This is a genomic window from Variovorax boronicumulans (assembly GCF_009811375.1).
GTDB lineage: Bacteria > Pseudomonadota > Gammaproteobacteria > Burkholderiales > Burkholderiaceae_C > Variovorax > Variovorax boronicumulans.
Map to the genome: position 1 here is coordinate 3657429 of NZ_BKDH01000001.1, position 17713 is coordinate 3675141.

A 17713-nucleotide genomic window follows, 5' to 3' on the forward strand; every position below is an offset into this window, starting at 1 on the left:
ATGCCATTGAACCGCTCCGACCTTCCCGCCGACGTGCTTGCGCTGCTGTCGCAAGGCACCGCCATCCCGGCGCATCCGCTCGCACTCGACGCGCATCGCCAGCTCGACCGCCAGCGCCAGCGCGCGCTCACGCGCTACTACGTCGATGCCGGCGTGGGCGGCCTCGCGGTGGGCGTGCACACCACGCAGTTCGCGATCCGCGAGCGCGGCCTGTACGCCACCGTGCTCGAAGCCGCGATGCAGGACCGCCTGGCCTGGAACGACCGCCCGATGGCGATGATCGCCGGCCTGTGCGGCCCGACCGCGCAGGCGCAGGCCGAGGCGCGCACCGCCGTCTCGCTGGGCTACCACGCGGGGCTGCTGAGCCTGGCGGCGCTGGCCGGCGCGTCGGAAGACGCGCTCATCGCCCACTGCGAGGCGGTGGCGCAGGAGATTCCGCTGATCGGCTTCTACCTGCAGACCGTGGTCGGCGGCCCGGTCCTGTCGAGCGACTTCTGGCGCCGCTTCGCGCTCATTCCCAACGCGCTCGCCATCAAGGTCGCGCCCTTCAACCGCTACCGCAGCATCGACGTGGTGCGCGGGCTGGTCGATGCGCGCGCCGAGGAGCGCGTGTTCCTCTACACCGGCAACGACGACCACATCGTGCTCGACCTGGCGCTGCCCTTTGCCGCGATGCGCGACGGCGCGCCCGTGCAGGTGCGCTTTCGCGGCGGCCTGCTGGGCCACTGGTCGGTGTGGACGTCGAGCGCGGTGCACCAGCTGCAGCAGATCAAGGCCGAGCTGGCCGCCAGCGGCGGCGCGTTGAGCCCCGCCCTGCTCGCGCTCGACTCGCGCGTGACCGACTGCAACGCCGCCTTCTTCGACGTGGCGAACAACTTCCACGGCTGCATCGCGGGCTGCCACGAGGTGTTGCGGCGCCAGGGCCTGCTCGAAGGCATCTGGTGCCTCGATCCCGAAGAAGGCCTGGGCCAGGGCCAATCGGCGGAGATCGACCGCGTCTACCGCCAGCACGGCGACCTGGCCGACGACGCCTTCGTGCGCGACAACCTGGCACGGTGGCTGGCATGAGCGCCGTACTCGCGCCCGCGCAGGAGGCGCCGCTGATCCGCATGCGGCAGCTGCGCAAGGTCTACCGCAAGCGCAACGAAGAATTCCTCGCCGTCTCCGACGTCACGATGGACGTGCATGCGGGCGACATGATCTCGCTGGTCGGCCCCTCGGGCTGCGGCAAGTCGACGCTGCTGAAGATTCTGTCGGGCCTGCACGGCCACGACGGCGGCACGCTCGAAATCGGCGGCCCTGGCGGCACGGGCTTCAACCCGGGCCGCGACGTCGGCATGGTGTTCCAGCAGCCGCTGCTGCTGAAGTGGCGCACGATTCTCGAGAACGTGCTGCTGCCCGCCGACATCCTCGGGCTGGACCGCAAGGCCGCCAAAGCGCGCGCGCACGAGCTGCTCGACATGGTCGGCCTCACGGGCTTCGCCGACAAGCTGCCCTACGAACTCTCGGGCGGCATGCAGCAGCGCGCGGCCATCGCACGCGCGCTCATCCACGACCCGAAGCTGGTGCTCATGGACGAGCCCTTCGGCGCGCTCGATGCGCTCACGCGCGAAAAAATGAACCTGGAGATGCTGCGCATCTGGGAGCGCAGCCGCAAGACCTTCATCGTGGTCACACACAGCATCCAGGAGGCGGTGTTCCTGGGCTCGCACTGCGCGGTGCTCACGGCGGGGCCAGCGCGCATGGCCGACTTCTTTCGCATCGAACTGCCCGAGCCGCGCAAGCTGCATGTGAAGACCAGCCCCGAGTTCGGCGAGTACGTGCGCCGCATCTACGACCTGCTGGGCGTGGACTGAGCCTCGCGCAGCAGGCCGGTTCAACTCAGCTGGGTTGCAGCTGCTGGATTTCCTTGGCGCGCGCTACCTCCACTTCGCGCGGCAAGGTCACCGCGTTCTTCACCGCCAGAATTTCCGCCATCACGCTCACCGCGATTTCGGGCGGCGTCTTGCTGCCGATGAAGATGCCGATGGGCCCGCGCAGGCGCGCGAGCGACTCGGCCGTCTGGTCGAAGTGTTCGATCATGCGGTCGCGCCGCGCGTCGGCGTTGCGGCGCGAGCCGATGGCGCCCACGTAGAAGGCCTCGCTCTGCAATGCCTCGAGCAGCGCGAGGTCGTCGAGCTTGGGGTCGTGCGTGAGCGCGACCACGCAGCTGCGGCGATCGGGCCGGAAGGCCAGCACCGCGTCGTCGGGCATCTCGGTGGTGATCGTCACGCCGGACAGCGTCCACGCGGTGCGGTACTCGGCGCGCGGGTCGCACAGCGTCACGGCGAAGCCGCTGAACTTGGCCATGGTCGCGAGGTATTCGGCGAGCTGGCCGGCGCCGATCAGCAGCATGCGGTACTCGGGGCCGAAGGTGTTGGTGAGCTCGGTGTCGTTCACCGTGAGCTCGTCGGGCGCGGTCGCCTCGGCCAACCGCACCGCGCCGGTGGCCAGCGTCACCGTGCGGCGCATGAGCTTGCCGCGTTCGAGTTCGGCGACCAGCGTGTCGAGCGCGTCGGCGTCGGGCGCGTATTCGAGCAGCAGCTCGAGCGTGCCGCCGCAGGGCAGCCCGAAGCGGTGCGCCTCGTCGGCCGTGATGCCGTACTTGACGAGCGCGGGCGGCGCGCCCAGCGGTACGTCTTCGCCCTTGCCGTGGGCGTGGCTGTAGCGCGCGATGAGGTCGTCCTCGATGCAGCCGCCCGAGACCGAGCCGACCACGGCGCCGTCCTCGGCCAGCGCCATGATCGAGCCCACGGGCCGCGGCGACGAGCCCCAGGTGCGCACCACGGTGGTCAGCAGCGCGCGCTTGCCGGCACGCCGCCAGTCGCGCAGCGTGCGCAGCACCATGACGTCGAGGTTTTCCATGGCAGGACCTTGTGCGTCAGGCGGCGTCGCCCGGGGTGGATGCGTCCTTGGCGTCCTCGCCGTCCTTCTTGCCGAAGCCCATCTTCTTCATGAGGCCCGACATCACGCCGGCCTTCTCGGCGGGCGCTTCGGCCGCCGCTTCTGCGGGCGGTGCGGGCGGCGGGCCGTAGCGGCTTTGCATCTCGGCCTCGAAGCGCTTGAAGAAATCGTCGGCGGTGGACTTGGCCGCGCCGTCGATCAGGCGCTGGCCGAGCTGGGCGATCTTGCCGCCGACCTGGGCCTGCACGGTGTAGTCGAGTTCGCAGCCGGCGGGTGCCGCCGCCACGGGGGCGGCTTCGGCAGCAGGTGCGCCCTCTGCGGTGGGTGCGCTGTCGGCCACGGCCACCGGCTTGAGCGACACGCTCGACGAGCCCTTCGCAAACCCCGCCACACCGCCCTGCCCCTCGAAAGTGAGCTTGTAGCCGTCGGGCGCGACGATGTCCGACAGCATCACCTTGCCGCTGAACTTGGCCGACACCGGGCCGATCTTCACGGCCAGCGCCACGCTGTAGGTGTTGTCGCCCGTGAGCTCGAACTTGTCGCAGCCGGGGATGCACTTCTTGAGCGTCTCGGGGTCGTTGAGCGCGTCCCAGGCCTGTTGTTGGGTGACGCCGAGGCGGCGGTTTCCGAGCATTTCCATGGTGGGTTTCCTTTGTTCCTTCCTGAGTCCGGTCCTAGCGACTGGCGCGCATCAGCGCGGCCAGGCTGGCGGCCAGCTGTTCGAGTGCATTCAGATTGTGGACCGCCAGCATCGCGTCCGCATGGCGGTGCAGCACGGCGGCCCCACGCGCCAGAGGGGCGTAGCCCTCGAAGCGCAGCAGCGGGTTGAGCCACAGCAGCCGACGCGAATGGCGCTTCAGCCACTGCAGTTCGGTCTCGAGCTGCGCGGGCTCGCCCGTGTCGAGGCCGTCGCTGATTACCAGCACCAGCGTGCGGCGGCCGATGAGCCGGCGCGCGTGCGACTGGCGCAGCTCGGCCAGCGAGCCGCCCAGCCGCGTGCCGCCCGCGAAGTCGTCGATGGCCAGGCTCGCGGCCCCCAGCATGGCGTCGGTGTCGGCCAGCCGGAAAGCCGGCGTGAGGTCAGTCAGCCGCGTGCCGAAGGCGAACACGTCGCGCCGGCCGGCGCGCCGCGTGGCGGCATGCAGAAAGGCCAGCAGCAGGCGCGCGTAGCGCTCCATCGAGCCCGACACGTCGACCAGCACCAGGAGCGGCAGAGGCTGCTCGCGCCGCGCCAGCCGGGGCAGGCGCAGGATCTCGCCGCCGGTGCGGGCCGCCTCGTGCAGCACGCCGGGCCAGTGCATGCGCGCGTGCGCGCGGCCGGCATCGCCCGCCGGGCGCAGTCGGCGCGCGGGCAGTTCGGGCACCGGCAAGCGGATGTCGCGCGCCAGCCGCTCGACCAGCCGGTACTCGGCCGCGCCCAGCGCGTTGAAGTCGGCATGCTGCAGCCGCTGGCGGTCGCTGGCCGTCATGGCGGCGTCGAACTTGATTTCCTCGTCGGGCTTCGTCGGCGCCGCGGGCTTCACGGTGTCGCGCGGCGGACTCAGCGCCTCCCGCACGCGCGGGCGGCGCTTGGAAGGTTCGGCCTTGCCTTCGGCGCTGGGCAGCATCTGGGCGAGCAGCTTGTTGGCCAGCTCGGGGTCGCGGAACCACGCATCGAAGAGTTCACGGAACACCAGCCGGTCCTGCTCGCGGCTGACCATCACGGCTTCCATGGCGGCGCCCAGGTCGAGCTTGTCTTCCACCCCGACCAACGTGGCCGCCTCGGTGGCGAGCGCGATGCGCATGGCGTCGGTGCGCACGCCGGCGCGGCGCAGTGCGCGGCCGAAGGCGGCGATGTTGCCCGCCAGCTTGCCGCTGCGCACGTCGCCGAGTTGCTGGATGCCGGCCATGTAGATGCCTCGGCCGCGCTCAGCTCGCGAGCGGTTCCTCGGGCCTCAGCAGGTCGGAGGCCAGCTCGTGCGTCAGCGCCGCCACGTCGTCGCGCTGCTTGAACAGGATGCCGGCGGTGTCGACGACCACCTCGGGGTCGAGTTCGACAGTGTCGAGCGCGATGAGCGCCCGCGCCCACTCCACGCTTTCGGCGATGCCGGGCGCGCGCTGGAAGGCATTGACGAACGGTGCCGAGCGCAGCCGCGCGACAAAGGCCGCCACCTGCGCCGACAGCGCCTCGCCGGCCTGCGGCACCTGCGCGCGCACGATGGCGAGCTCGCGCTCGCGCTCGGGGTAATCGAGCCAGTGGTAGAGGCAGCGCCGCTTCACGGCGTCGTTGAGCTCGCGCGTGCGGTTGCTGGTGAGCAAGGTGACCGGCGGCACCACGGCGCGCACGGTGCCCAGCTCGGGAATGCTGACCTGGTACTCGCCCAGGTACTCGAGCAGGAAGGCTTCGAAGGGCTCGTCGGCGCGGTCGACCTCGTCGATCAGCAGCACCGAGCCGGGGGCCGGCGTCTGCAGTGCCTGCAGCAGCGGGCGGCGGATCAGGTAATGCGGCTGGTAGACCTCGGCCTCCACGTCGCGTGCCGCCCCGGTGGCCTCGGCCGCGCGCATGTGCAGCAGCTGCGCGGCGTAGTTCCATTCATAGAGCGCCTCGCGCTGCTCCATGCCGTCGTAGCACTGCAGGCGCAGCAACTCGCGGTTCAGGGCCGTCGACAGCGCCTTGGCCAGCTCGGTCTTGCCGACGCCGGGCTCGCCTTCGAGCAGCAGCGGGCGCTGCAGCTTGAGCGCGAGGAACACCGCGGTGGCCAGGCGGCGGTCGGCAAAGTAGCCGGCCTGCCGCAAGCCGTCGGAAAGGGCGTCGATGGTCGGGAAGATCATGGGCAAGCGTAGCGGAAGACGCGAGGCTGTCGCGCCTTCCGGTGATCGGCGGCGCTGGGCTGCTTCAGCCGAGTGCTTTGGTCACGGCGCGCTGCGTCAGCACGCTGATCAGGTTCGCGCGGTAGGCGGCCGAGGCGTGCAGGTCGCTGTTCAGGTCGCTCGCGTCGATCTTCACGGCCGCGGCGGACGCGGCGGTGAAGCTCTTGTTGAGCGCATCTTCGAGCCCGGCATGGCGGAACACGCCGTTGCCCGCGCCGGTGACGGCCACGCGCACGCCGCTGTCGTACTGCGCCAGGAAGATGCCGACCAGCGGGAAGTTGGAGGCCTTCTGGCGCAGCTTCTCGTACACCGCACGCTTCGGAATCGGGAAGCGGATGGCGACGATCAGCTCGTCTTCTTCAAGTGCCGTGGTGAACAGGCCCTGGAAGAAGTCGTCGGCCGCAATTTCGCGCTTCGAGGTGACGATGGTCGCGCCCGAGGCCAGCACCGCGCTCGGGTAGCACGCCGCCGGGTCGTTGTTGGCCACCGAGCCACCGACCGTGCCCATCGCGCGCACCTGCCGGTCGCCGATGCGCGACGCGAGGTCGGCCAGCGCCGGGTACGCGGCCTTCACGTCGGCATTGTTCGCCACGTCGAGGTGGCGCGACATGGCGCCGACGGTGATCGCGCCGCCATCCTTCTTGATGCCGGTGAGTTCCTTGATGCCGCTGAGGTCGACGAGCTGTTCGGGCGCCGACAGCCGCAGCTTCATCGAGGCCAGCAGGGTCTGTCCGCCGGCCAGTGGCTTGCCGCCCGCGGCAATCAGCCGGGCCGCGTCCGCCACGCTGGCGGGCCGTTCGAGTGTGAAGGCATACATGGGGTGATTCCTTCTCTGTTATTTCTTGTGTCGTTCAGGGCTTGGCGGCGGCCTGCATCGCTTCCCAGACGCGGCTGGACGAAGCGGGCATGTCGAAATCCTTGACGCCCAGCGGCGCCAGCGCGTCGAGCACGGCGTTGATGACGGCCGGCGGCGACCCGATGGCGCCCGCCTCGCCGCAGCCCTTGGTGCCCAGCGGGTTGTGGGTGCAGGGGGTGCAGACGGTGTCGAGCTTGAACTGCGGGAAGTCGCCGGCGCGCGGCATGGCGTAGTCCATGAAGCTGCCGGTGAGCAACTGGCCCGTTTCGTTGTCGTACACGCAGTTCTCGAGCAGCGCCTGGCCGATGCCCTGCACCAGCCCGCCGTGCACCTGGCCCTCGACGATCATCGGGTTGATGATGGTGCCGAAGTCGTCCACCGCGGTGAAGCGGTCGACCTTGACTTCGCCGGTCTCTTTGTCGATCTCGACCTCGCAGATGTAGGTGCCGCCCGGGAAGGTGAAGTTGGTCGGGTCGTAGAAGGCGGTTTCGTTCAGACCCGGCTCGAGCTTGTCGAGCGGGTAGTTGTGCGGCACGTAGGCCGTGAGCGCCACCTGGCCGAACGGGATCTTCTTGTCAGTGCCCTTGACCGTGAACTCGCCGTTGGCGAACTCGATGTCGGCGTCGCTCGCCTCCATCAGGTGCGCGGCGATCTTCTTGGCCTTGGTCTCGATCTTGTCGAGCGCCTTCATGATGGCCGCGCCGCCCACCGAGATGGAGCGCGAGCCGTAGGTGCCCATGCCGAAGGGCACGCGGCCGGTGTCGCCGTGCACCACGTCGACGTTCTCGACCGGAATGCCCAGGCGCGCGGCCACGACCTGCGCGAAGGTGGTTTCATGGCCCTGGCCGTGGCTGTGCGAGCCGGTGAACACCGTCACGCTGCCGGTCGGGTGCACGCGGATCTCGCCGCACTCGAACAGGCCCGCGCGCGCACCGAGCGCCCCCGCGATGTTCGACGGTGCGATGCCGCAGGCCTCGATGTAGCTCGAATAGCCCATGCCGCGCAGCTTGCCCTTGGCCTCGGTCGCCGCCTTGCGCGCGGCATAATCGTCGACCTCGGCCAGCACCCGCGCCTTGTCCATGCAGGCATGGAAGTCGCCGGTGTCGTACTGCAGCGCCACGGGCGTCTGGTACGGGAAGCTGGTGATGAAGTTGCGCTTGCGGATCTCGTCCTGGCCCAGGTTCATTTCCCAGGCGCAGCGCGACACCAGGCGCTCCAGCAGGTAGGTGGCTTCGGGCCGCCCGGCCCCGCGGTACGCATCGACCGGCGAGGTGTTGGTGAACCAGGCATCGACCTCGACGTAGATCTGCGGCGTCGTGTACTGGCCCGCCAGCAGCGTGGCGTACAGGATGGTCGGCACCGCGGTCGAGAAGGTCGACAGGTAGGCGCCCAGGTTGGCGTCGGTGTGCACGCGCATGGCCAGGAACTTGCCGTCCTTGTCCATCGCCATTTCGGCGTGGCTCACATGGTCGCGGCCGTGCGCGTCGGACAGGAAGCACTCCGAGCGTTCCGCCGTCCACTTGATGTTGCGGTTGAGCTGCTTGGCGGCCCAGGTCAGGCACACGTCTTCGGCGTAAAGGAAGATCTTGGAGCCGAAGCCGCCGCCCACGTCGGGCGCAATCACGCGCACCTTGTGCTCGGGCAGGCCCAGCACGAAGGCTGTCATCAGGAGGCGCTCGACGTGCGGGTTCTGGTTCGACACGTAGAGCGTGTAGTCGTCGGTGCCGCGGGCGTAGCTGCCTATGGCCACGCGCGGCTCGATCGGGTTGGGCACGAGCCGGTTGTTGACCAGGTCGAGCTGGGTGACGTGCGCGGCGGTGGCAAACACCGCATCGACCGCCGCCTTGTCGCCCAGCGCCCACTTGTAGCACTGGTTGTCGGGCGCCTCGTCGTGCAGGGTGACGCCGCTGGCCTTCTTGGCGGCGTCGGCCACGCTCACCAGCGCGGGCAGCACGTCGTAGTCGACCACCACGGCCTCGGCCGCGTTCTTGGCCTGCTCGACCGTCTCGGCCACCACCATGGCGACGTGGTCGCCCACGTAGCGCACCTTATTGATCGCCAGGATCGGGTGCATCGGCTCCTTCATCGGGGTGCCGTCGGGGTTGTTGATGAGCCAGCCGCAGGGCAGCCCGCCCATCTTTCCTTCGATGTCCTTGCCGCTGAAGATGCCGACCACACCGGGCATCTTCGAGGCCTCGGCGATGTCGATCGACTTGATGACGGCGTGCGCGTGCGGCGAGCGCACGAAGACCGCATGGCTCTGGTTGGCCAGCGTGATGTCGTCGGTGTAGTTGCCCGCGCCGGTCAGGAAGCGGTAGTCTTCCTTGCGCCGCAATGCCTCGCCGATGTGCGGCAGGTTGGAGAAGTCGGAAGCGCCCATGTCGCTCTCCTCAGGCCGTGACCGTGGTTTGCTGGGTCGGCACCGGATTGCCCGATGCCATGGCCTCGCCGCCCATCTTCACGGCCTTGACGATGTTCTGGTAGCCCGTGCACCGGCACAGGTTGCCCTCCAGCAGCTCGCGGATCTCCGATTCGCTCGATTTGGGGTGGTGGGTGCACAGGTCGATGGCGCTCATGACCATGCCCGGGGTGCAGAAACCGCACTGCAGGCCGTGGCATTCCTTGAAGGCCGCCTGCATGGGGTGCATGGTGCCGTCGGCGGCGGCCACGCCCTCGATGGTGGTGACGTCGGCGCCGGCCGCCTGCGCGACCAGGATGTTGCACGACTTGACCGCGCGACCGTTCAGGTGGACCGTGCAGGCGCCGCACTGGGCGGTGTCGCAGCCGACGTGGGTGCCGGTGAGGTGGAGGTGCTCGCGGATCGCGTGCACAAGGAAGGTGTTGGCTGGGGCGTCGACCGTGACCGGCCGGCCGTTGACCTTGAAAGCGACCTGCATGTGGCTGTCTCCGTGAAAGGTGATGGCTGGTTCAGCGAGGCATCTTGGATGCCGCCCTTTCGCACTATCCTAGGCAAAAACCCTTGACACTTGCACAGAGCGCGGGAAATTCTCAAAATGAAACAGCTTGCCAACCGGCCGGCCCGCAAAAGCAGCCCTCCCCGCGCGAAGAAGAACTTTCACGATGATGTCCGCTTCCGCCGTCCCCCCTCCTGCTGAGCGCTCGCTGGCCATTGCGCAGGCGCGCCGCGAGCTGATCGACGGCGACGGCCCCCGCCCGCGCGGCAGCGTGCGGGTCGACCCAGGCATCACGCGCTCCTGGCAGCGCTGCCTGGAGGCCGGCCGCCGGCCCCAGCAGCGCGTGAGCTTCGAGCCCGTGAGCCGCACCGCCAGCCGCGAGGTCACGGAATGCAACCGGGCCCTGGTCACGGCGGCGCGTCCGGTGATCGAACGGCTCTCGCGCGCCATCGCCGACACCCGCTATTTCGCCATCCTGACCGACGCCCGCGGCATCGTGGTCGACGTGGGTACCTTGCCCGACGGCACCGACCCCGCCGCCCGCTATGCGCGCGACATCGGGCGCATCGGCGTCGACCTGTCGGAAAGCGCCATCGGCACCAGCGCCATCGGCACGGCGCTGGCCGAGCAGGAATCGGTGTGGCTGCACCGGGGTGAACACTTCTTTGACGACACCAGCGTGTACAGCTGCGCCGGCGCCCCGCTCTTCGGCCCCCGGGGCGACTGCATCGGCATGCTCGACCTCACGGGCGTGCAGGTGGTCGAGCGGCCCGAGCTGCGCCACCTGGCCACCCTGTCGGCGCGCAGCATCGAGAACCTGCTGGTGCAGCGCGAGCCCTGCGAGCTGCTGCTGCGCCTGCTCTGGCCCGGCTGCCCGAGCAGCGAGACCACCGAAGGCCTGCTGTGCATCGACGCCGCGGGCCATGTCACCGGCGCCAACGCGGCGGCGCGGCAGATGCTGCACCAGCCGCTGGTCTGCCATGCCGGCGGCCTGCATTTCAACGACCTGTTCGCGCTGCCGCTGCACATGATGTTCGACGCCGCCCGGCGCGGCGACGCCACGCTCGAGGTGCCGCTGTGGTCGGGCCTGCGGGTGCAGGTGCGGGCCCAGCGCGGCGGCAGCGAGCATGGCGGCGTGCCCGGCGCTGCAACCGACGGCCGCCCCCGCCTGCGCGACGTGGAAACCGCCCTGATCCGCAAGGCGGTGACCGACGCGCGCGGCAACGTGGCCGAGGCGGCGCGCACGCTGGGCATCAGCCGCGCCACGGTCTACCGCAAGCTCTGGCGCGGCCGGCCGGCGGGCGACTGACCCCACCCTTTCAGGCGCCCACGGGCACCTTGTCGAGGAAGCCCGTCACCACGTGCAGCTTGCCCGCGTCGACCTGCGCGAAGTCGGTGCCCTGGATCAGGTCGTCGGCACCGCTCGGGCCCAGGGTCCACGAGAAGCGCAGGTTGTCGCCGTGCGCCTCGGCCTTGCCCAGCAGGTGGAAGCGAAAGCCCGGATAGCGCTGGTGCACCGCGCCGACCAGCGCGCTGATCTGCTCGCGGCCGCTGGCCTGCGCCATCGGGTCGACATAGCGGGCGTCGGCGGTCCAGCCGGCGTCGATGAGCGCGGCGCGGCGCGCGGCGTCGGTCTCGTTCCAGACGGCGATGTAGCCCGTGGCGATGGCATGGGCGTCGTGGGCGGCGGTGTTCATGGCGACTGTTCCTTTCGAGGGTTCGACCCGCAACAGCGCGGGGTGAAGGAATGGTCGCGGGGCACGCGCCGCGCGTCGATGACGTGGCAGGTTATGCCGGCACGTCCATCGCCGCGTTCGCATCGAGCGGAAACACCGGCCGGCGCACCTGGCTGAACGGGAACAGGCTGTAGTCGGAGCTGGTCACGCCGGGGCTGTCGCACTCCACCAGCGCCGCCGACAGCGGCTCGAACACCGGCCGACAGTACATGCGCGACTTCAGCAGCAGGAAGCGCTCGGTGCGCGGGTCGAGCCCGGCGCATTCGAACACGCCGATGTCCCACGGCTCCTGCGTGCGCTCGGTGACGACGATGCGCGCCGCGCCGATGTCGAACAGCACGGTGCGCCCCATGCTGCTGCGCTGGCCGGTGTAGGTGGGGCCGGTGATCACGTACTCGCCGTCGCTGACCGTTCGCACGACGCCCGTCAATTGCACGGGCGTCTTCGCGAGGCCGATGCCTTCCAGCGACACCTTGTTGCCCAGCGCCACCGTCACTTCGGCGCCCTCGCCCGCCGCGACCAGCGCGGCCACCGCCTCGGGGTCGCACAGCGGCCCGACGCCGATGCCGTCCAGGCCCTGCGCCAGCGCCTCCTGCAGCACGTCCATGGTGTCGCAGCTGCCGCCCGACATGCAGTTGTCGCCGTGGTCGAGCAGCAGCACCGGGCGCGTCGCGCCGCCGGCGATGAGCTTCGCGCGCGCGACCGAGTCGGCCAGCGGCTCGCTGCGGTAGATGAAGGCTTCGCGCTCGGCCCACATCTGCGCCGCGATGCGGTCGGCCGTGGCCTGTGCGCGCGCGGGCGATTGCGCATCGACCACGATCACGCTCATGCACGGCGCCGTGATGTCCGACAGCGAGAAACCCGCCAGGATCGACACCGCCAGCGACTCGGATTCCTCCGCCGCGCGCGCCGCCTCGATGGCCCGCTGCATCGCGCCGGTGAACGAGGCGCTGCGCAGCGTGTGCGCCATGAGCGGCAGCTGGCGCCAGCGCATGTGCGGCTGGCTGCGCCCGGCCAGCAGGTCGAACAGCAGGCGGCCGGCGTGTTCGCCGGTCTCGTACATGTCGACGTGTGGGTAGGTCTTGAAGCCGACGATGACGTCGGCGTTCTCCACCATCGCGGGCGTCACGTTGGCATGCAGGTCCAGCGCCACGCCGATCGGCACGCCGGGCGCGGCAGCGCGCAGGCGCACCAGCAGGTCGCCTTCGCCGTCGGTGCTGTTCTGCGCCACCATCGCGCCGTGCAGGTCGAGCAGGATGGCGTCGCAGCCCGGCGCCGCATCGACGATGCATTGCGTGAGCGTGGTGTAGGCCTGCGCATCGACCGGCCCGCTCGGGTTGGCCGAGGCCGACACCGGCGTGACGAGCTGCGCGCCGGCCGCTTCGGCCAGGTCGATGAAGGCCGACATCGCGGTGCGCATGCCCTTGTTGTCGGTGTAGGCCTGTTCGCCGAAGGTCGGGCCGTCGGGCCCGAAGGCCGCGAGCGGCGTGGGCACGGGCGAGAAGGTGTTGGTCTCGTGGTTGAGACGTGCGATCAGGACTTTCATTGGGCAAACTTTCCGGCGCTGCCCAGCATGGTGATGTCGCCAAAGCTGGAGCCGTTGCGGTTGTCGGGACGGAACGCGACCGTGAAGCCATTGAGGTTCATGGGCGGCGAGTTCTCGATGCTGCGGCGCAGCGATTCGGTGGTGATCGGCCCCTTCACGCGCTGCAGCGATTCCGCGAAGGCCTTGGCCGTGATGTAGCCCTCCAGCCCCAGGTAGGAGCCTTCGCCTTCGCTGCCCGCGGCCTTCCTCGCGCGCTGGTATTCGTCGACGATGGGAAAGCGTGTCTTCCAGAACGGCGGCACCACCTGCGACAGCACGATGCCGCGGCTCTTGTCGCCGAGTTCCTTGTACAGAAGGAACGAGCTCGCCACCGAGTTCGTGTAGATCTGCGGATGGATGGGCGCGGCCACCAGCGAGCGGATGATGTTGATCGCCGGCGTGCCGGCCGCGATGACGTACACCGCCTGCGCCCCGCTCGCAATCACCTGCTGCGCGATGGCGGGATGCTCCTTTTCCTTCGGATCGAAACGCAGCGACAGCAGGGCCGGCCGCTTGTTCTTCTCGAGCGCGGCCACTGCGTCCTTCTCGATGCCCTTGCCGTAGGCGTCATCGCTGGAGACGATGGCGATGCGCGTCAGGCCCACGGTCGTCAGGTGGTTCATCACACGCGAGACCTCGTCGGCATACGACTCCCGCACGTGGAAGATCGGCACCTTCGGCCCGCGCAGCACCGCCGCGCCGGTCAGCCCGCCGAAGATGAAGCTGTCGTACTTCGCCGCCACCGGCACCATGGCCGCGCCGATGCCCGTGCCCATGGTTCCAAACAGGCAGACGACGCGGTCCGTTCCGAGCAGCTTCTCGGCATTGGCCGCGGCCTTCTCGGGCATGTAGGCGTCGTCGTAGGTGATCATCTTGACGGGCCGGCCACCGACGCCGCCCGCCTTGTTCAACTGGTCGAGGAACAGCGTCTGGCCTTCCATGAACGCGAGGCTGTTCGGCGTGAACGGGCCCGTGAGCACCGCGGACTGGCCGACCAGGATCGGCTCTCCAGCCGCCAGGGCCGCCGTCGACGCCGCGACCAGGCCCATCGCCAGCACGCAGTGAAGGCCGATGCGGCGAAGCACCGCCTTCACGTGGCCACTCCCGCGCTCTGCAGCATCGCCTGCAGCAGCACGTTGCAGCCGGCTTCGAGATGGTCGGGCTGTGCGTCTTCGATCTCGTTGTGGCTGATGCCGTCCAGGCAGGGCACGAAGATCATCGCCGCGGGGCACACGCGCGCGAGGTACACGGCGTCGTGGCCGGCGCCGCTGATCACGTTCATCCACGTCATGCCCTGGTCCTGCGCGGCCTCGCGCACGGCCGACACCAGCGCGGGCGTGAACGGCTGCGGCGGGAAGTACACGACCTGCTCGGCTGTCGCCTCGACCTTGCCCTTGGTAGCGATGCGCTGCACGGCTTCCTTCAGCGCCGCGTCCATGGCCGACAGCACCACGTCGTCGGCCGCACGCAAGTCGACGCTGAGCTTCACGCGGCCCGGGATCACGTTGCGTGAGTTCGGGTAGTTGTCGATCCAGCCGACCGTGCCGCGCCCGTGCGGCGCGTGCGCGAGCGCGATGCGGTTCACCTCGACCACCAGTTCGGCGGCGGCCAGCAGCGCGTCCTTGCGCAGCTCCATCGGCGTGGGGCCGGCATGGGCTTCCATGCCCTGCACCACCACGTCGTACCAGCGCTGGCCCAGCGCGCCCTCGACCACGCCGATGACGCGCTCGTTGGCTTCGAGCACCGGGCCCTGTTCGATGTGCGCCTCGAAGTAGGCGCCGACCGGCGACGCCGCCGCCGAGGCGGGCACGGCGCCCGCGTAGCCGATGGCCGACAGCGCCTCGGCCACGCTCACGCCCTCGGTGTCGCGCTGCGCGAGCGCGTGCTCGAGCGTGAAGGCGCCGGCGAACACGCCCGAGCCCATCATCACGGGCACGAAGCGCGAGCCTTCCTCGTTGGTCCATACCGCCACTTCGAGCGGTGCTTCTGTTTCGATGCCCGCATCGTTCAGCGCGCGCACCACCTCCAGCCCCGCGAGCACGCCGTAGTTGCCGTCGAACTTGCCGCCCGTGGGCTGCGTGTCGATGTGGCTGCCGGTGGTGATAGGTGGCAGCGCGTTGTTGCGGCCCGCGCGGCGCGCGAAGATGTTGCCGATGGCGTCCACGCGCACCTCGCAGCCCGCTTCGCGCGCCCAGCGCGTGAAGAGGTCGCGGCCCTGGCGATCGAGGTCGGTGAGCGCGATGCGGCACACGCCGCCCTTCTCGGTGGCGCCGAGCTGCGCGAGCTGCATCAGCGAGTCCCAGAGGCGCTGGCCGTTCACGCGCAGGGCGCGCACATCCGTTGCAGTGGAAAGTTCGTTCGTTGTGTTCATGGTTTTTGCGACGAATGAATGGCGGGTTCAGGCAAGGCCAACACCCAGATAGCGGTCTTTCACGTCGTGGTCGGCCACGAAGGCGGCGTTGCCGGCCTCGTGCACGATCACGCCCTGCTCCACGATGTAGTGGCGGTCGGCCAGCTGCACGCAGACCTCGAGGTTCTGCTCGACCAGCAGGATGGCCACGCCCGCGGCCTTGATGGTCTTGAGCTGCGCGACGATCTCTTCCACGATCACCGGCGCCAGGCCTTCGACGGGCTCGTCCAGGATCAGCAGGCGCGGATGGTTCATGAGCGCGCGGCCGATGGCCAGCATCTGCTGCTCGCCGCCCGACAGCTGCCCGCCGCCGTTGCGCCGGCGCTCCTTCAGGCGCGGAAAGATGCGGTAGATGTCGGCCAGCTGCCAGGGCGAATCGCGCCGCAGGCCGAGCAGCAGGTTCTCTTCCACCGTGAGCAGCTTGAAGATGCCGCGGTGCTCGGGCACCAGGCACACGCCGCGCGTGGCGATGCGGTGCGGCGGCTGGCCCGCGATGTCCGCGCCCTGGAAGCGCACGCGCCCTTTCGTAGGCGTGACGGCGCCGGCAATGCTCTTGAGCGTGGTCGACTTGCCCGCGCCGTTGCGCCCCAGCAGCGTGACCAGTTCGGCCTCGCCCACCGTGAGCGACACGCCCTGCAGCACATGGCTCTTGCCGTAGTGCGCGTGCAGGCCTTCGACTTCGAGGATGTTGCTCATGCCTTGCCTCCGGTGATCATGTTGCCCAGGTACGCGGTGCGCACGCGTGCGTCGGACCGGATGTCGCCCGGCAGCCCCTCGGCCAGCACGCGGCCCAGCTGCATGACGGTCACGGTGTCGGAGATGTCCATCACGATGTTCATGTTGTGCTCGATCAGCACCACGGTGTGCGCGTCGCGCAGGCCACGGATGAGATGCTTCATGTCGTCGAGGTCGTCGATGCCCATGCCCGAGGTCGGCTCGTCCAGGAAGATGGCCTTGGGCTTCGCGGCCAGCGCCATGCCCACTTCGAGGCGGCGCTGCTGCCCGTGCGAGAGCACGCTGGCGGGCGTGTCGGCCAGTCGCTCGAGGCCGACGCGCGCGAGCACCTCGGCCACCGTGTCGGCGCAGGCGCGCTCGCCGATGGGTGCACGCCAGCAGTTCATGGCCTGGCGCGGCGCAACGCCCTGCGCCGCCACGCGCAGGTTCTCGCGCACCGACAGGCTGGGGAACAGGCTCGTGACCTGGAACGAGCGCGCCATGCCGCGCTGCACGCGCTGGTGGTCGGGCTCGCGCGTCACGTCGTGGCCGTCGAACAGGATGCGCCCGCCGGTGGTGGTGCCGGTGCCCGTGAGCATGTGGAACAGCGTGGTCTTGCCCGCGCCGTTGGGCCCGATCACCGAGTGCACGGTGTTGCGCCTGATCTTCAGGTCGACGCCGCCGAGCGCGGCGAACTTGCCGTAGTGCTTGGTGACGCCGATGGCTTCGATGAGGATGTCGCTCATGCCTGTTCTCCTTGCACGGCCGGCGCCTTGGCTGCGGCCGCCGTCTTGCGGAACACCCGTCGCCAGGCGCTTTCACCCAGGCCCCAGAGCCCACGTTGCATGCCGATGCTCACGCCGATCAGCAGCAGGCCCAGCAACAGCAGCCAGCGCGGCCACAGCGTGGAGAGCCAGTCGGCCAGCAACACGTAGAAGGCCGAGCCCAGCACCGAGGCAAACAGGTTGCCGGTGCCGCCGATCACGGTGATGACCAGGATCATCTCGCTCGTGTGGTACTCGGCGTTCGACAGCGGCGCGATGCCGGTCATCATGGCGTGCAGGCCGCCGGCCAGGCCCGTGACGGCGCCCGAGATCACGAAGGCCAGCAGCTTGAAGCGTTTCAGGTCGTAGCCCACGGCGGCGGCGCGGTCCTCGTTGTCGCGGATGGCGAGCAGCGTGCGGCCGAAGACCGAGTCGGTCACCTTGAGCAGCAGCGCGAACGCGGCCAGGAAGATCACCGCCACGAAGGCGTAGTACTTCCACGGCGTGTCCATGAAGGCCGGGCGCGGCACGTCGAGCAGGCCGTTGTCGCCGCCCGTGAGCCCCGAGGCCGTGTAGGCGATGAAATAGAACATCTGCGCAAAGGCCAGCGTGAGCATCACGAAGTAGGTGCCGCGCTGGCGGATGGCGACCCAGCCGACCACCGCTGCGCCCAGTGCGCCCATGCCGATGGCGGCGAGCAAGGCGAGCGGCATCGGCAGTTGCAGCCGCGTGAGCAGGATCGCGATGGTGTAGCTGCCCAGCCCGAAGAAGATGCCCTGGCCGAACGAGAGCAGCCCCGTGTAGCCCAGCAGCAGGTTGCAGCCCAGGGCCGCGAGCGCGTAGATGAGCACTTCGCTCGCGAGCGAACCCGAGCGCATGCACAGCGGCAGCGCGAGCGCGACGATCAGCGCCAGAAGGAAGGTGTATTTCTTTGGCATGG

17 protein-coding genes are annotated in these 17713 nt (G+C 69.6%); 3 read left to right on the plus strand and 14 right to left on the minus strand.

The window, feature by feature from the left end; genetic code table 11:
- Positions 1–1068 carry a dihydrodipicolinate synthase family protein gene (locus VHAB30_RS16800; protein WP_159277853.1) on the plus strand — a complete coding sequence of 356 codons (1068 nt, stop codon included), beginning with the start codon at positions 1–3 and terminating at the stop codon, positions 1066–1068.
- Positions 1065–1856 (plus strand): ABC transporter ATP-binding protein, encoded by a 792-nt coding sequence (locus VHAB30_RS16805; protein ID WP_159274623.1) that lies wholly within the window; start codon positions 1065–1067, stop codon positions 1854–1856. Before VHAB30_RS16800 ends, VHAB30_RS16805 begins: the two co-directional genes overlap by 4 nt.
- A gap of 25 nt (positions 1857–1881) precedes the next feature.
- Here the strand turns inward: VHAB30_RS16805 and VHAB30_RS16810 are convergent, their stop codons facing one another.
- The 7 genes from VHAB30_RS16810 to VHAB30_RS16840 form a co-directional block, all read right to left on the minus strand.
- On the minus strand, positions 1882–2904 hold the full coding sequence (locus VHAB30_RS16810) for an XdhC family protein (RefSeq protein WP_159277855.1): 1023 nt from the start codon (positions 2902–2904) through the stop codon (positions 1882–1884).
- A 16-nt stretch (positions 2905–2920) separates the two neighbouring features.
- The gene (locus VHAB30_RS16815; RefSeq protein ID WP_159277856.1) at positions 2921–3583 is read right to left on the minus strand and encodes a CoxG family protein; all 663 of its coding nucleotides are present in this window, start codon (positions 3581–3583) and stop codon (positions 2921–2923) included.
- Positions 3584–3617: 34 nt separating this feature from the next.
- A complete protein-coding gene (locus tag VHAB30_RS16820; RefSeq protein WP_159277857.1) occupies positions 3618–4832 on the minus strand; it encodes a vWA domain-containing protein in 1215 nt (404 codons plus the stop codon).
- A 19-nt stretch (positions 4833–4851) separates the two neighbouring features.
- Entirely contained in the window at positions 4852–5754 is a 903-nt protein-coding gene (locus VHAB30_RS16825) for an AAA family ATPase (RefSeq protein ID WP_095744327.1), read from the minus strand.
- A gap of 64 nt (positions 5755–5818) precedes the next feature.
- Complete coding sequence (locus VHAB30_RS16830; protein ID WP_159277858.1) at positions 5819–6610, minus strand: FAD binding domain-containing protein; 792 nt, start codon at positions 6608–6610, stop codon at positions 5819–5821.
- A 34-nt stretch (positions 6611–6644) separates the two neighbouring features.
- A complete protein-coding gene (locus VHAB30_RS16835) occupies positions 6645–9029 on the minus strand; it encodes a xanthine dehydrogenase family protein molybdopterin-binding subunit (RefSeq protein ID WP_159277859.1) in 2385 nt (794 codons plus the stop codon).
- A gap of 10 nt (positions 9030–9039) precedes the next feature.
- Positions 9040–9546 carry a (2Fe-2S)-binding protein gene (locus VHAB30_RS16840; protein ID WP_159277860.1) on the minus strand — a complete coding sequence of 169 codons (507 nt, stop codon included), beginning with the start codon at positions 9544–9546 and terminating at the stop codon, positions 9040–9042.
- Between the two features lie 187 nt (positions 9547–9733).
- Between VHAB30_RS16840 and VHAB30_RS16845 the strand changes: the two genes are divergently transcribed.
- The gene (locus VHAB30_RS16845) at positions 9734–10873 is read left to right on the plus strand and encodes a helix-turn-helix domain-containing protein (RefSeq protein ID WP_159278368.1); all 1140 of its coding nucleotides are present in this window, start codon (positions 9734–9736) and stop codon (positions 10871–10873) included.
- A gap of 10 nt (positions 10874–10883) precedes the next feature.
- On the opposite strand, the gene VHAB30_RS16850 is transcribed toward VHAB30_RS16845, so the two are convergent.
- The 7 genes from VHAB30_RS16850 to VHAB30_RS16880 all read right to left on the minus strand — a co-directional run bounded on the left by VHAB30_RS16850 (position 10884) and on the right by VHAB30_RS16880 (position 17711).
- On the minus strand, positions 10884–11261 hold the full coding sequence (locus VHAB30_RS16850; RefSeq protein ID WP_159277861.1) for a nuclear transport factor 2 family protein: 378 nt from the start codon (positions 11259–11261) through the stop codon (positions 10884–10886).
- Between the two features lie 91 nt (positions 11262–11352).
- Positions 11353–12846, minus strand: a complete 1494-nt coding sequence (locus VHAB30_RS16855; RefSeq protein WP_159277862.1) for a M81 family metallopeptidase — start codon at positions 12844–12846, stop codon at positions 11353–11355.
- Positions 12843–13979: an ABC transporter substrate-binding protein gene (locus tag VHAB30_RS16860; RefSeq protein ID WP_159277863.1), complete on the minus strand. Its 1137-nt coding sequence runs from the start codon at positions 13977–13979 to the stop codon at positions 12843–12845. The genes VHAB30_RS16855 and VHAB30_RS16860 overlap by 4 nt, the downstream gene beginning before the upstream one ends.
- A complete protein-coding gene (locus VHAB30_RS16865) occupies positions 13976–15256 on the minus strand; it encodes a Zn-dependent hydrolase (protein ID WP_159277864.1) in 1281 nt (426 codons plus the stop codon). The genes VHAB30_RS16860 and VHAB30_RS16865 overlap by 4 nt, the downstream gene beginning before the upstream one ends.
- A gap of 27 nt (positions 15257–15283) precedes the next feature.
- A complete protein-coding gene (locus VHAB30_RS16870) occupies positions 15284–15991 on the minus strand; it encodes an ABC transporter ATP-binding protein (protein WP_159277865.1) in 708 nt (235 codons plus the stop codon).
- On the minus strand, positions 15988–16755 hold the full coding sequence (locus VHAB30_RS16875) for an ABC transporter ATP-binding protein (RefSeq protein WP_139701858.1): 768 nt from the start codon (positions 16753–16755) through the stop codon (positions 15988–15990). The genes VHAB30_RS16870 and VHAB30_RS16875 overlap by 4 nt, the downstream gene beginning before the upstream one ends.
- The gene (locus VHAB30_RS16880; protein ID WP_159277866.1) at positions 16752–17711 is read right to left on the minus strand and encodes a branched-chain amino acid ABC transporter permease; all 960 of its coding nucleotides are present in this window, start codon (positions 17709–17711) and stop codon (positions 16752–16754) included. The genes VHAB30_RS16875 and VHAB30_RS16880 overlap by 4 nt, the downstream gene beginning before the upstream one ends.
- Between the last annotated feature and the right edge of the window lie 2 nt (positions 17712–17713).

What these genes read in the sequence shown, in the direction of transcription:
- VHAB30_RS16840 (WP_159277860.1), bottom strand. Translation starts at nt 9,546, where the DNA reads ATGCAGGTCGCTTTCAAGGTCAACGGCCGGCCGGTCACGGTCGACGCC.
- VHAB30_RS16820 (WP_159277857.1), bottom strand. Translation starts at nt 4,832, where the DNA reads ATGGCCGGCATCCAGCAACTCGGCGACGTGCGCAGCGGCAAGCTGGCG.
- VHAB30_RS16830 (WP_159277858.1), bottom strand. Translation starts at nt 6,610, where the DNA reads ATGTATGCCTTCACACTCGAACGGCCCGCCAGCGTGGCGGACGCGGCC.
- VHAB30_RS16825 (WP_095744327.1), bottom strand. Translation starts at nt 5,754, where the DNA reads ATGATCTTCCCGACCATCGACGCCCTTTCCGACGGCTTGCGGCAGGCC.
- VHAB30_RS16835 (WP_159277859.1), bottom strand. Translation starts at nt 9,029, where the DNA reads ATGGGCGCTTCCGACTTCTCCAACCTGCCGCACATCGGCGAGGCATTG.
- VHAB30_RS16805 (WP_159274623.1), top strand. Translation starts at nt 1,065, where the DNA reads ATGAGCGCCGTACTCGCGCCCGCGCAGGAGGCGCCGCTGATCCGCATG.
- VHAB30_RS16850 (WP_159277861.1), bottom strand. Translation starts at nt 11,261, where the DNA reads ATGAACACCGCCGCCCACGACGCCCATGCCATCGCCACGGGCTACATC.
- VHAB30_RS16875 (WP_139701858.1), bottom strand. Translation starts at nt 16,755, where the DNA reads ATGAGCGACATCCTCATCGAAGCCATCGGCGTCACCAAGCACTACGGC.
- VHAB30_RS16855 (WP_159277862.1), bottom strand. Translation starts at nt 12,846, where the DNA reads ATGAAAGTCCTGATCGCACGTCTCAACCACGAGACCAACACCTTCTCG.
- VHAB30_RS16815 (WP_159277856.1), bottom strand. Translation starts at nt 3,583, where the DNA reads ATGGAAATGCTCGGAAACCGCCGCCTCGGCGTCACCCAACAACAGGCC.
- VHAB30_RS16845 (WP_159278368.1), top strand. Translation starts at nt 9,734, where the DNA reads ATGTCCGCTTCCGCCGTCCCCCCTCCTGCTGAGCGCTCGCTGGCCATT.
- VHAB30_RS16870 (WP_159277865.1), bottom strand. Translation starts at nt 15,991, where the DNA reads ATGAGCAACATCCTCGAAGTCGAAGGCCTGCACGCGCACTACGGCAAG.
- VHAB30_RS16880 (WP_159277866.1), bottom strand. Translation starts at nt 17,711, where the DNA reads ATGCCAAAGAAATACACCTTCCTTCTGGCGCTGATCGTCGCGCTCGCG.
- VHAB30_RS16865 (WP_159277864.1), bottom strand. Translation starts at nt 15,256, where the DNA reads ATGAACACAACGAACGAACTTTCCACTGCAACGGATGTGCGCGCCCTG.
- VHAB30_RS16810 (WP_159277855.1), bottom strand. Translation starts at nt 2,904, where the DNA reads ATGGAAAACCTCGACGTCATGGTGCTGCGCACGCTGCGCGACTGGCGG.
- VHAB30_RS16800 (WP_159277853.1), top strand. Translation starts at nt 1, where the DNA reads ATGCCATTGAACCGCTCCGACCTTCCCGCCGACGTGCTTGCGCTGCTG.